The following is a 13,307-nucleotide window of genomic DNA, read 5'->3' on the forward strand; positions in this document are numbered from 1 at the left end:
TTTATATTTTTACTTAGGCTATTATTTTTCGCTTATAGCACTTACCTGCCAATCATCAAATCTTGTCTTATACCATTTTGGCTTACGAATACTTAGCTCCCAACACACTTCTTGTCGGGCAAGATATTTCACTTCGAAATGAGTGCGCTGACTGGTCACTGGTACTCGAGAACGTGTCGATGGCAGACACCACACTTTAGTTGCTTGGTGTTCTGCATTGTCCATATAGGATTCGATATTAGTCACTAATATCACTTCTCCGCCCACTTGCAAACGTGACAATAGAAACTCAAAAAAAGGCATATTCAGCCATTGCTGATTGGGATTGTGCTGTTCAGGATTGGGATAAAGAATGAAGATTTTAGCCAAGCTCTTTGGTTTAATGGCATGCACTGTCCATGCAATCGCATCTGCGTGAATCGCGTCTAGGTTTGATAGATTTTGTAAAGTGGCTAATTTTGAGAATGCTTCAAATTTATTACGCGTGCGTTCAATGGCTATCAGATGCTTATCAGGATTTTGTGCAGCAAAGCTAAGTGCATGCTTACCCTTCCCTGCCCCAATCTCTAGCATCAACGGTTTTTCATTTTTATTGTCATTAATGATATTTGGAATAATAAAGTCACGCGGTGCTGACAGTTTTTGTGGTTGAAAGGCACGCTCTTGCTGATGCGTGAGATCAATATTGTCGGTCATCTACTATCCTTAAAGCATTTGTCTTTTGTCATTATTCGGCCCCATGCTATTATATAGTCAATCCAATTGAATAGTAATACAGCGACAGCAAGTACACCTCGTTTCGTCGTAATTTAAATGACGGATGCGTTTTATGCTTATGTCGTATGCAACCAATACTAACAACATTTAGGACATTGCTCTTTTCTTATGACTGACTCTACTGCAAATACGCCTCCAAAGACCTACCCTTGTCCACGTTGCGGTACCCAGACGGCCTGGCAAGACAATAAATATAAGCCGTTTTGTAGCAGTCGCTGCAAGCTGATTGACTTAGGTGCTTGGGCAAACGAAGACTACACCTTACCTGCAGAAACCACGCCTTTTTCTGACGAGCTATAACCCACACTTTTACTCAATTATTATACCAAGGATGCTTTATATGTCTGCTACTTACCTGATGCCCACTTATAATCGTCAACCAATCAGCTTTACACGCGGTGCAGGCAGTTGGCTCTATACCAAAGATGACACGCCTTACTTAGATGCCTTAACTGGTATCGCGGTATGCGGCTTAGGACACTGTCATCCACAAGTCACTGACGCGATTCAGCAGCAAGCAGGTACGTTAATTCATACAAGTAACTTGTTTGGCATTGATTGGCAAGAGCGTGCTGGAGAGATACTATGTACCGCCGCCCAAATGGACAGTGTGTTTTTTGCCAATAGCGGCGCCGAAGCCAATGAAGCTGCATTGAAACTGGCACGTTTATACGCGTACAAGCAAGGTTTTAAACGCCCAAAAGTTATCGTAATGGAGCAATCGTTCCATGGTCGTACGTTGTTATCTTTGTCAGCTACTGCAAATCCAAAAGCACGTGAAGGGTTTTATACACTAGATGAAGACTTTATTCGTGTGCCATTTGGCGATATCGACGCTATCAAACAAGCTGCTCAAGAACATGATGATATCTGCGCTATCTTTGTAGAGCCGATTCAAGGCGAAGGTGGTCTGAATACTGCAGCTAATGGATTCACTTATCTTGAAGAGCTACAAGCGGAATGTGATGCTCATAACTGGCTATTTATGCTGGATGAAGTACAAACAGGTAATGGCCGTACGGGTAAATATTTTGCTTATCAACACAGCAACGCTCGTCCTGATGTGTTGACGACAGCCAAAGGTCTAGGTAATGGTTTCCCAGTCGGTGCGTGCATGGTACGTGGCCGTGCCAATGGTTTGTTTGGTGCTGGTAGTCATGGCTCTACTTATGGTGGCACGCCATTGGCCAGCCGCGTGGTGCATAGCGTGTACGATGTGCTAGCAAATAGTAATATCATGGAAAACGCAGTGACTGAGGGTTTATTCATCAGAGAAAGTATCGTTGATACATTTGGCCAATATGGCGTTAGCAGTCGCGGTGCAGGTATGATGATTGGTATCGCGCTACCTGAAGACATGGATTGTAGCCAACTGGTGGATCGTGCCCGTGATGAGCAAAAGCTGATCATCAATGTGACGGGTGGTCATGTTGTACGTTTGCTGCCGCCGCTTAACATGAGCCGTGATGAAAGCACACAAGTCGCTGAGCGTTTAATCAATCTGTTAAAGCCATCATTTTAAAATATGCCTCAACGTTAATAACAGACAATAAAAAAGCCTATAGATGATTCATTATCTATAGGCTTTTTGCTAACCGCTTATTGCTAACTAAAAACGTTTTGTGCGTAGTGAGAACAACACTTAATTCGCATGAAAGTACTTTTTCAGTACTTCTAGGCAACGAGTGATTTTAGCTGGCTGTTGGTCGCGATTTAAAGTGACCGCATATAGCACAAAGCTTGGTAATTGATAGCCAGTCAACACTTCTACTAGCTCACCACTCTCAAGCTCTTTCTTAACATCCATCTCTAACATTCTAACCAAACCGTGACCTTCTTTTGCCAACGTCGTTGCCATAAACACGTTATTGGTATAGATACGTGAGTTCATTTTGACACGCGTCTTCTTACCAGTTTCAGTCTGAATCATATCGATCTGATTGGCATCTTTCATGATTTCAATACAGATTAATTGATGCTCAGCCAAATCTTTAGGCGTATTTAGCTTACTGTGCTGACGCAAATACTGAGGTGAGGCAACCAGTAATTGGCGCACATCGGTCAATGGATGACTGCTCAGACTAGAATCATTAATCGATGGGCTCATGCGAATAGCAATATCAATACGCTCATCAATCATATCAATATAATGATTATCAGCTAGATAAGTGACACTTAGATCATCATGTGCCGCCATCCAAGTAGAGAGTGCAGGCAATATGTGATTAACACCGAGCTCAGGAGTCGTCGATACACGCAAACTACCTGCTAGCTCATCACGCAATTGATTGACTTTAATACGCCCTTGCTCCGCTGCACTGACGACATCTTTTGCCGCTTCATAAAAGCTCTCACCAGCTTCTGTTAAGCTTAGCTTACGAGTTGAGCGATGTAGCAATACCACCCCAAGCTCGTTCTCTAACGAACGAATTTGCTGACTAACTGCACTGGTTGTAATACCTAGCTCACGTGCTGAGCCACTAAAAGAGCCATGTCCGACCACACTGGCGAACACAGCCATACCGCGTAAATTATCCAACATATTCTCACCTAAACGTCATTTCAGTTTTTAATATAACTTAACCATTATAACGACTTTGCACTCATCTTATCGTTATCAAATGGTTCTCTCTTGTTTGATAAATATATTTTGACCCGTAATAAAAACAAAAATATCAAGGTGATATATTGCTATCACCTTGATATTTAATATAAAACTACGTTCAATATATAAATATACTTTTAGACATTTTGAGCAAACACTGCTCTAAAATCTCAATACAGCTGTACTTTACCCATTTTCCCCTCACCGCGTTCAGTTAAATACTGCATTACTGGTGTTTTTAGTAATTTCGTTTCAGCAACGGTTTTCGCTTGCTCTAAACGTTTTTTCTGTCGGCGCTCTGGGGTTTTATCTTCGGTCTGCATGATACTACTATCAATTTTCAAGTCAATGTCAGCTTGCGTAAATTGCTGTTGTAACTTAGCTGCCAATTGCTGAAAAGTAACCTGCAAATGCTTACTATCAACACTGGTCAAAAACGTGGCCTTACCATTGCATTGACCAGTCATTGTCCCTTGTCGTGCCAGTGCTAGCTCATCTTGTGCCAATACCTCGCCTTCACGAGCAGTTTGCAACCAGTAGTCCCACTTTTCTGGGTTCCACTCGCCTGTCAGTTCTTGAGGTGGACAACGCAGCAACGTACGTGGGTCTTCATCAGAGTGTGCTGTTAACTGAGAATCATTTGCACCAGGCTCAACAACTGGTTCAGGCTCAACAACTGGTTCAGGCTCAACAACTGGTTCAGGCTCAACAACTGGTTCAGGCTCAACAACTGGTTCAGGCTCAACAACTGGTTCAGGCTCAACAACTGGTTCAGACATAGCACTATTAACTGACTGTGCTAAATTGTCATTACCATCAATACTGCTTTGTAGCTCATCGTGACTTGAAGTCTGATAGTCAACACTATAAAGCTCTGGCGGCGGTGCTGACGCTTCATGTGCAATAGCATCTGGAGCTGATGCCGAAGAAACTGGTTTTATAGCTGGTACTTTTGTAGCAGACCCATCACTATCATAAGTATTGCTCAAGACTTCATCGACTGGTAATGGACGAAACGCCAGCAATCGCAAGATGCACATCTCAAGCGCTTGCATCGGTGTACTTGCGAGCTTGACACCTTCACGGGCTTGCACAACAATTTCATAATACAGCTGCAAGACATCAGGGTTGATATGCTGAGCTAGCGTATAAATATCTTTTGCTTGCGCCTCATTAACATTAAGAGCGACCTCAGGCAACAGCTGAGTCAATGCCAACTGATGTAACAGTTCAGCGAGCCCATCAAACATACTAGTCGCATCGACCATTTGCGCGCGCATTTGCTCAATATGAGCAGCAACCGCAGACTTATCATGATTATAGATATCTGTGATTAGACGCACTAAGTCAGCAGCATCAATGAGACCAAGCATTGCATTGACAGTCGCATCATCCAGTGCGCCTTGACCAAAAGCAATGGCTTGATCGGTCAATGATAACGCATCACGTACAGAACCTTTGGCTGCACTTGCCAATTGCCAAATGGCTGGCTGAGTATAGCCTACCTGCTCTTTAGTCAGGATATTTGCCAAGTGCTCGCTAAGTAACGTTTGAGGTAATGGGCGCAGAACGAACTGCAAGCAGCGCGAAATAATCGTAATCGGTAGCTTCTGTGGATCAGTCGTCGCTAATAAAAACTTCACATGCTCCGGTGGCTCTTCTAACGTTTTAAGTAACGCGTTAAAGCTGTGCGTAGACAGCATATGTACTTCATCAATCAGATAAACCTTATAACGTCCTTGACTTGGGGCATAAGGCACATTGTCTAACAGCTCACGCGTGTCTTCGACCTTGGTACGAGAAGCGGCATCAATCTCAATAAGATCAATAAAACGCCCCTGATCAATAGCAACGCAGTTATCACACACGCCGCAAGGGGTACTGGTAATACCTGTATCACAGTTCAAGCATTTAGATAAAATACGCGCAATCGTCGTCTTACCCACACCGCGTGTGCCTGTAAACAGATAGGCATGATGCAGACGATTGTAATCAATCGCATTAATCAACGCTTGAGATACATGCGTCTGCCCAATCAACTCATGAAAGTTTTTTGGTCGGTATTTGCGAGCTAAAACTTGATATTGCTGCGTCATAAGAAATGCCAATGTAAATAATACAAATATAGAGGGAGCGTCAAACTAATGAATCATACTATGTTTAGGTTATAACTGAGCTTGAAGTTGGGCCAGTCGGTCATATAAGCGTTGAGTGCTTTCATCAATCAATGAGCCTGCTTGATGAAAAATATCCAGATAAACCTCAGTGTTTACACTGTCTTCGCACGGCCTAAACTCTACGCCTAGTAAAAATAAATCGTCCATTACTGGCTCTTGTAACTGGACGTTGATGTCTGACAATAAATCTTTATAAGAGAGCCTAACATTCTCTGCGCTTAGCGAACTGCTATTGTCTTGCGCATAAAACACCATGAGATAATGGCGTCCAAATACATGGTAAGAATGCTCATGACGGACATAACCATTCCAGCGCGAGTCTTGATCCATGGTTCTATAAGCTAAGATTTTTTCTACTAGACATGCATAGGTATACATTGACTCATCTACCAAAATATCAACCTGATCATTTGGTAAAGGTGTACCAGCTTCATAATAACGCTCAAGCACACTGTTGAATAGCTTGAACCACATCCCAGTATTTTTTTGCATCTCAGCCATTAAGGCATCGGCAAACATAGTCTGATTCAGCTCTACTGCTTTAAGTAAGCGTAATTCAACTTGCTCAATTAACTCGTTGTCAATTAGCTGTTCTTGTACCCTAATCGCTCGTTGATGAAAGTCAGGTGATTGTAGAAACTGTTTAAGCAATGTCGATTCGTTTTGAAATGATGCAAAGCTAGATAGTTGACGACGATGGAAATCTAAAAAGGTTGTTAAATCACTTGGAGTAACCAACTGATTGAGGATATCAACGAAGTTTTGATGACTAAAGACTTGTAGGATACTTTGCTCATCATCTAAGTCTAAAACACAGTCTTCTGCAAAAAACCGACTGCCATATTCGTAGCCAACTGCATAAGATGCATGGCCCGATTGATCGTCTTGATGATTGATAGATAATGACGTTAAACCGATAAAATAAACCGCTTTATCAGTTGTCGCGGCACTTCTATCTACAATTAGGCTATCGTTTTTTTGATAAATCTGAGCGTGGCGTTTGATAAGTTGGTTAACAACTTCTTTTCTCCACTCACGAACTTTAGCATTATCCACTTCTTGCTTATTTGCCTGCATCACAACCGTATTGACGAGCAAATAAATAGTAGCGCCAGAAAACTCAAAAACAAAATCATAACCCTGAAAATGATCAGAGTCAGTGATTTTGTCATCAGGCAACTCATACAATGATAAAAAACATTGCTGAATCATTTTTTGCCATGGCGCATGTGATGCTTGCTGAATATCCATAATACCTCTATAAACGATATTTCACAAAAAAGCTGATACCCATTCTGTGAAAATGAGCAAAAGCTTTTTATGCTGAGTTAAGTATCAGTTTGGATTTATAGCAAGCAAATCCACCTTAGCTGTCTTGTTTGCGGCGCATATGCGGGAATAAGATCACATCACGGATACTAGCAGAATCGGTAAATAGCATTACTAGACGGTCAATACCAATACCCTCACCGGCTGTCGGTGGCAAACCATAAGACAATGCTTCGATATACTCTTCATCAAAATGCATAGCTTCATCATCGCCCGCATCTTTTTCAGCAACCTGACCACGGAAACGCTCGGCTTGGTCTGCTGGGTCATTAAGCTCGCTAAAACCATTGGCCAACTCACGACCACCAACGAACAGCTCAAAGCGATCGGTAATCTCAGGATTGTCATCACTACGGCGCGCTAGTGGTGAAGTCTCAGCAGGATACTCAGTAATGAACGTTGGCTGACGTAATTGATGCTCAGCCGTTTCTTCAAAAATAATTGTCTGTAGTTTACCCACACCAAACACATCTTTGACTTGCTGCTTAAGTGTCGTAGATGCATATTCTGCTAGGTATTCACGATCATTGATACGCGCCATGTCAAAGTTTTCAGCATATTTTGCAATCGCATCAGACATTGATAGACGAGCAAATGGTGCTTTTAGGCTAATGGCTTCTTCTTGATAGGTCAGCTCTGTTGTGCCCAACACATCTATTGCTAACTGATTAAACAGACGCTCAGTCAAATCCATCAAGTCATGATAATCAGCGTATGCTTGATAGAACTCAATCATGGTAAATTCTGGGTTATGACGGGTTGAAACCCCTTCATTACGGAAACTACGGTTAATCTCAAATACTCTCTCAAACCCACCAACAACCAGACGCTTAAGATAAAGCTCAGGCGCGATACGTAGGTATAAAGGCATGTCTAATGCATTATGATGTGTCTCAAACGGACGGGCTACTGCGCCGCCTGGTATCGGATGCATCATTGGCGTTTCAACTTCCATAAAACGCTCATTAAGCATAAATTGACGAATACCACTAACGATCTGACTACGAACCATAAAGGTATTGCGAGTCGTCTCATTGGTCATCAAATCAAGATGACGATTGCGATAGCGCGCTTCTACATCAGCCAAGCCATGGAACTTATTCGGCATTGGACGTAGTGATTTGGTCAATAGCGTAATTTCTTCAATATGCACATACAAATCGCCTTTACCTGAGCGACCGATATAGCCTGATACACCAACGATGTCACCCAAATCTAGTGATTTGATGCTCGCACGCGTCTCCTCATCAAGCTCTTTACGTGCTACATATAACTGAATACGGCCTGTCATATCTTGGATCACGATAAACGAACCACGGTTGAGCATGACTCGACCTGCCACGTTTACTTGTGTTTTTTCACCATTCGCTGCTTTTTCTTCAATTTCCTGCTTTGAGACACCATCAAAAGCCGTCTGTAAGTCTTGCGCATAATCAGTGCGTTTGAACGTATTAGGATACGGCTGTTTACCTGAAGCACTGATATCGTCTAGCTTGGCTTGCAGTTGTGCGATTAGCTCGTTAGCATCTTCTACGACTGGGGTTTGATCTTGGTTCTGATTATTGTGCTTTGACATAACACTCTCAATATTTTTAGGTAATTAAATGGATAAACGAAAACAGAAAAATTAAATCAATACTTATTATTATAAGAACAGACATGGTGATAAAAACGATAAAACTGTTGGTGCTTTTAAAGACTAGCTACTAGTCATTGCCACCGATACTGGCCATCAAATCAGCCTGATGCTCACGTAATAGTGCATCAAGAATCTCATCCAAGTCGCCTTCTATAATAGAGTCGAGCTTGTATAAGGTAAGGTTGATACGATGATCGGTCATACGGCCTTGTGGAAAGTTATAGGTACGGATACGCTCTGAGCGATCGCCACTACCGACCAAGTCACGACGTATAGAGTCCGCCACATCCACCTGTGCTTGCACTTTGGCTTGTTGAATTTTAGAGACCAGCATTTTCATAGCATGCGCACGGTTTTTGTGTTGGCTACGCTCTTGCTGACACTCTACCACGGTACCCGTTGGAATATGCGTCAAACGTACAGCAGAGTCAGTCGTGTTAACGTGCTGACCACCCGCGCCACTTGAGCGGAAAGTATCCATCTTGATATCAGCAGGATTGATATCAACGGTATCATCAATCTCAACTTCTGGCATGACTGCGACCGTACAAGCTGACGTGTGAACACGACCTTGGCTTTCGGTTTCAGGGACACGCTGTACACGGTGAGCGCCCGATTCAAACTTTAGACGACCATATACACTGTTGCCAGATACGCGAGTGATGATTTCTTTATAACCACCATGCTCACCTTCATTTGCAGAGAGCACTTCTAGCGTCCAGCCTTGGCTCTGCGCGTATTTTTGGTACATACGGAACAAATCACCAGAGAAAATCGCTGCTTCATCGCCTCCTGTCCCGGCACGAATCTCTAAAAATGCTGGTACTTTATCGTTGGGATCTTTTGGTAGCATCATCAGATTAAGCGCTTCTTCCATCTCTACGATGGTATCACGCGCACTCTCAATCTCATCGATCATCATCTCTTTCATGTCAGGATCTGTTGCATCGGCTAGCATCGCTTCTGCATCGGCCTGATCCGTTTCTGCACCCACGTAGTTTTGCCACAGCGTCGTGATCTCCATCAAGTCGCTGTGCTCAACAGACAATTCACGGAACTTATTATTATCACTGATGACACTAGGATCTGATAATAAAGCGGTGACCTCTTCATAACGGTCTACCATCTGGTCTAAACGCAGGCGTAAGGATTCTTTCATAAAAGGACTTTTAATTGGATAAGAGGAATAAGCCCGTGATTATAGCAAATTTTTTGGGGTAAATTAAAACCTCTAATCATTCTTGTTGATATTGTCGGTAATCTCGATGTTATCTTCTCAAACATCTCTGTTTATATTTAGATGTCACGACGTAATTTCAATAGCAAAAACGACAGACAAAAAAATAGCTAAGAAGACTCTTAGCTATTTTTATCAGGATAGGAAGTTAAAGTATTAGACCTTGCGAACTAAGACCGATCCAATAGAGTAACCTGCACCAAATGAGCAAATAACACCCAAATCACCTGATACTAAGTCGTCTTTGTGGCGATGGAATACAATCATAGGACTCGCTGAGCTGGTATTGGCAAATTCAGCAATAACACTTGGAGCAATTGATTTATCGGCATCTTTACCGACCACGGTACGTAGAATCAAATCCAACATATTGGCATTGGCTTGATGCAACCACATCATCTTAACATCAGATGTTGGGATGTCATTTTCTTGCAAGTGCTCAGTGATAATCTCTGACACTTTTGGACAGACTTCACGGAATACTTTGTGACCATTTTGCAAAAACAGCTTATCAGTGACAGGTGCTTTGATATCTGGATACATTTCGGTCTGCGCTGCTAGGTACTCTGAGCGATCCATAAAGCCATATTCATTTTTGATGTTGGTCGAAAACTGAGTAAATAGCTTAGAGTTTAAAATCTCATAACCTTTTGGCGTATCTAATTCTTCAACGATAGAAGCGGTCGCCACATCACCGAAGATAAAGTGGCTGTCACGGTTGCGCCAGTTTAGATGGGCTGAGGTAATCTCGACGTTGACCACAGCAATACGCTTGGCCAAACCAGAGATGATAGAACCGTGTGCTTGTGACAGACCAAAAGTCGCCGCACTACACGCAACGTTCATATCATAAGCAAAGCCGCCAATCATACCAATTTCGTTCTGGATCTCGATAGCAACCGCAGGATAAGTACGCTGGAAGTTTGAGCAAGCAAGGATGATACCGTCTAAGTCATTGGCCTCAAGTCCAGCATCAGCCAAAGCATCTCTAAGTGCTGCTGCACCCATTTCGGCCATTACTGACAACTCTTCGCCCAAGTTACGGTAAGGGATAACTGGCGCCATGATTTCAGTATTTAAGATACCTTCTTTTTCCATCACATAACGTGATTTGATGCCAGATACTTTTTCGATGAAAGCAGCTGAAGAAGGCTCAAGTGCCGTCACTGTCTCTGCAGCTATTTCTTCAGCATGTTCGGTATTATAGTTTTCAACATACTGGTTAAATGACTCAACTAGCTCTTCGTTACTAATGCTGTAAGGTGGAATATAAAGACCAGTGCCTGTGATACAAGTCGTCATGATAAGCTTCCTTGTCTACTACTGTGGTGCTTGGAATAAGCATAAAAGTGGAAAAATAATAGCCATTCAAATTCAGTGAATAACTGTAAACTTAAAATCAGTGTGTTTATTATGCCTGAATATTATAATTTTTCTAATACTTTGTTACAAATAATCTGTTTCTTGCCATAAATTAGCAAAGACTGCCGTCCTTTTTCGATAGCTACGTTATAATTAGCATCATTTTATTCTGTACGACTCATCGAACTATCTTAATTATTCAGAATATTGATACACGCTCATACTTAGGAATGCTCATGGCAGAACTTCTCAACTGGTTATTTGATCAATACGCTGACTACTCTACGATATTCATCATTCTTGAACTGATTGCCGTTGTCTTCGGCGTAGCAAGTGTCTTACTTGCCAGCAAAACCAATATTTTAGTCTTCCCTATCGGTCTGGTCAGCACTGCTATATTTGTGTACCTACTGTGGAAGTGGCAACTGTTTGGCGATATGTTCATCAATGCTTACTATACCGTGATGAGCTTGTATGGCTGGATTAACTGGTCAAAGAACAAGAAAAACCAGTCTGTTGAGCATAAGCAAGCAGACGCTAATAATGTCCGTATTGAGCATCTGCATGCAGGTGACATCCCTATACTCTCTGCTTTGGCAGCAGGAACAGTAGCTTTTGTAGGATTGGTTTATTATTTCCGTCCAGTGATTAATAATGGCTTTAGTTTCGATGGTGCGGTACTTGGACTCCATTTATTTACTTGGGTCGATTATACTGACATGCTCACTACGGCTTTGTTCTTGATGGCGATGTGGCTCATGGCACGGCGCAAGATTGAGCATTGGATACTCTGGATCATCGCTGATGCGATATCAGTACCGCTATACTTCTATAAAGGTTTTACTTTTACCGCGCTACAATATGTAGTCTTCACTCTTATCGCAATCTGGGCATACTATGAATGGCAACGACGCTACCGCGTACAACCTCGAGCAGCATACGCCTAAATCTGTCATCAACGTCGCGGTTTTAGGAGCAGAAAGTACGGGTAAGACGACCTTATGTCGTGATTTGGCCGCGCATTTTGATACTTCTTGGGTGTCAGAATATATGCGCACCTACTTACAGGCAAAGTGGGATGATGAGCAGCTGACTTGTACGTGGGAAGATCTGCTCCCTATCGCACAGGGGCAGATTACACTAGAGAATATCTTAGCCAAACAAGTCGCTCAGTCGTCTAATGCCAGTCATTATTTGTTTTGCGATACCAGTTTGTTTGAGCTGATGGTTTATTCTTATTGGTATTATGGCGACTGCCCTACTGCCCTTGAGCAAGCAGCATTGGCCCATCATTATGATTTGATATTATTGACGGATGTTGATACTCCTTGGGTCGCCGATGATCTGCGAGACAGTCCGTATCAACGTGATGAGATAAGTGATTATTTCGCCAGTCAATTAAGCAGGCATCAAAAACCATTCCAGCGTATTAGTGGCGATAGAAAAGAGCGTGTTCGGCAAGTAGTAGCGCAGCTCGCTGATATAGATAATATATCGCCTGACTAAAGCTAAATAGCTATGGCCATAAACTTACCTACACTTGTATTTTTAAAAATTTCATGTCTTTAAGACTTTCGTGTCTTTAAACATTAAGAGATACCCATGCTAAAGAAGTTTGAGCTTTATTTAGAAAAAACTATATTTAATAGCCGCTGGATACTGGCACCCTTTTATCTAGGGCTTGTGTTAGGCATTATTTTATTATTTATTAAGTTTGTTCAAAAGCTATGGCACATGTTCGCTGACATTCTGACGGCCTCTGAAGCCAGTGTGATTGTAGATATATTGGTATTGGTTGATATCTCTCTAGTTGCCAGTTTATTGCTTATTATTATATTCAGTGGCTATGAAATTTTTGTCTCAAAAATCGATACTGGCACTCATGATGATCGTCCTAGCTGGATGGGCAAAGTGGACTTTTCTGGTCTAAAGCTCAAAGTCATCGGAGCGATTGTCGCTATCTCGGCGATTGATCTATTAAAGTCCTTTATGGATATATCTAGCGGAATGAGTGAACTTGATGCCGACAAGCTCATGTGGAAGGTTATTATTCATATGACCTTTGTATTGTCTGGCTTGTTATTCGCTATCATGGATAAAGTCGTTGGCGACACGAAAAAGCATTAAACACATTAATAATCGAAAAATAATTATCAGAGAATATCGACTTTCACCCTTTCA

General features: G+C 42.2%; 12 protein-coding genes. 5 read left to right on the forward strand and 7 right to left on the reverse strand.

Annotated elements, in window-relative coordinates; genetic code table 11:
• Positions 1–21 precede the first annotated feature (21 nt).
• The gene (locus tag B2863_RS09945; RefSeq protein WP_296209935.1) at positions 22–696 is read right to left on the reverse strand and encodes a DUF938 domain-containing protein; all 675 of its coding nucleotides are present in this window, start codon (positions 694–696) and stop codon (positions 22–24) included.
• A 189-nt stretch (positions 697–885) separates the two neighbouring features.
• Here B2863_RS09945 and B2863_RS09950 point away from each other — a divergent pair, with 189 nt between their 5' ends.
• Both B2863_RS09950 and B2863_RS09955 read left to right on the forward strand, forming a co-directional pair.
• A complete protein-coding gene (locus tag B2863_RS09950) occupies positions 886–1,077 on the forward strand; it encodes a DNA gyrase inhibitor YacG (protein WP_057760289.1) in 192 nt (63 codons plus the stop codon).
• Between the two features lie 40 nt (positions 1,078–1,117).
• Positions 1,118–2,299 carry an aspartate aminotransferase family protein gene (locus B2863_RS09955; protein ID WP_296209938.1) on the forward strand — a complete coding sequence of 394 codons (1,182 nt, stop codon included), beginning with the start codon at positions 1,118–1,120 and terminating at the stop codon, positions 2,297–2,299.
• 120 nt (positions 2,300–2,419) lie between these two features.
• Here the strand turns inward: B2863_RS09955 and B2863_RS09960 are convergent, their stop codons facing one another.
• From B2863_RS09960 to B2863_RS09985, 6 genes are all read right to left on the reverse strand, one after another.
• Positions 2,420–3,319, reverse strand: coding sequence for a LysR family transcriptional regulator (locus tag B2863_RS09960; protein ID WP_057760292.1), 900 nt, complete (start codon positions 3,317–3,319; stop codon positions 2,420–2,422).
• Positions 3,320–3,552: 233 nt separating this feature from the next.
• Positions 3,553–5,478 (reverse strand): DNA polymerase III subunit gamma/tau, encoded by a 1,926-nt coding sequence (gene dnaX / locus B2863_RS09965; protein WP_296209941.1) that lies wholly within the window; start codon positions 5,476–5,478, stop codon positions 3,553–3,555.
• Between the two features lie 69 nt (positions 5,479–5,547).
• The gene (locus tag B2863_RS09970; RefSeq protein ID WP_296209944.1) at positions 5,548–6,810 is read right to left on the reverse strand and encodes a hypothetical protein; all 1,263 of its coding nucleotides are present in this window, start codon (positions 6,808–6,810) and stop codon (positions 5,548–5,550) included.
• 115 nt (positions 6,811–6,925) lie between these two features.
• Complete coding sequence (gene lysS, locus B2863_RS09975; RefSeq protein WP_296209946.1) at positions 6,926–8,464, reverse strand: lysine--tRNA ligase; 1,539 nt, start codon at positions 8,462–8,464, stop codon at positions 6,926–6,928.
• Positions 8,465–8,594: 130 nt separating this feature from the next.
• Positions 8,595–9,686 carry a peptide chain release factor 1 gene (gene prfA / locus B2863_RS09980; RefSeq protein WP_296209948.1) on the reverse strand — a complete coding sequence of 364 codons (1,092 nt, stop codon included), beginning with the start codon at positions 9,684–9,686 and terminating at the stop codon, positions 8,595–8,597.
• A gap of 234 nt (positions 9,687–9,920) precedes the next feature.
• Entirely contained in the window at positions 9,921–11,066 is a 1,146-nt protein-coding gene (locus B2863_RS09985) for a beta-ketoacyl-ACP synthase III (protein WP_296209950.1), read from the reverse strand.
• A 296-nt stretch (positions 11,067–11,362) separates the two neighbouring features.
• Between B2863_RS09985 and pnuC the strand changes: the two genes are divergently transcribed.
• The 3 genes from pnuC to B2863_RS10000 all read left to right on the forward strand — a co-directional run bounded on the left by pnuC (position 11,363) and on the right by B2863_RS10000 (position 13,253).
• On the forward strand, positions 11,363–12,073 hold the full coding sequence (pnuC, locus tag B2863_RS09990) for a nicotinamide riboside transporter PnuC (protein WP_296209951.1): 711 nt from the start codon (positions 11,363–11,365) through the stop codon (positions 12,071–12,073).
• A complete protein-coding gene (locus B2863_RS09995; protein ID WP_296209953.1) occupies positions 12,024–12,632 on the forward strand; it encodes an ATP-binding protein in 609 nt (202 codons plus the stop codon). The genes pnuC and B2863_RS09995 overlap by 50 nt, the downstream gene beginning before the upstream one ends.
• A gap of 96 nt (positions 12,633–12,728) precedes the next feature.
• On the forward strand, positions 12,729–13,253 hold the full coding sequence (locus B2863_RS10000; RefSeq protein WP_102093027.1) for a TIGR00645 family protein: 525 nt from the start codon (positions 12,729–12,731) through the stop codon (positions 13,251–13,253).
• Positions 13,254–13,307: the final 54 nt, after the last annotated feature.

Origin of the sequence: Psychrobacter sp. UBA3480, assembly GCF_002377945.1 — a bacterium.
In the GTDB taxonomy this organism is placed as follows: domain Bacteria; phylum Pseudomonadota; class Gammaproteobacteria; order Pseudomonadales; family Moraxellaceae; genus Psychrobacter.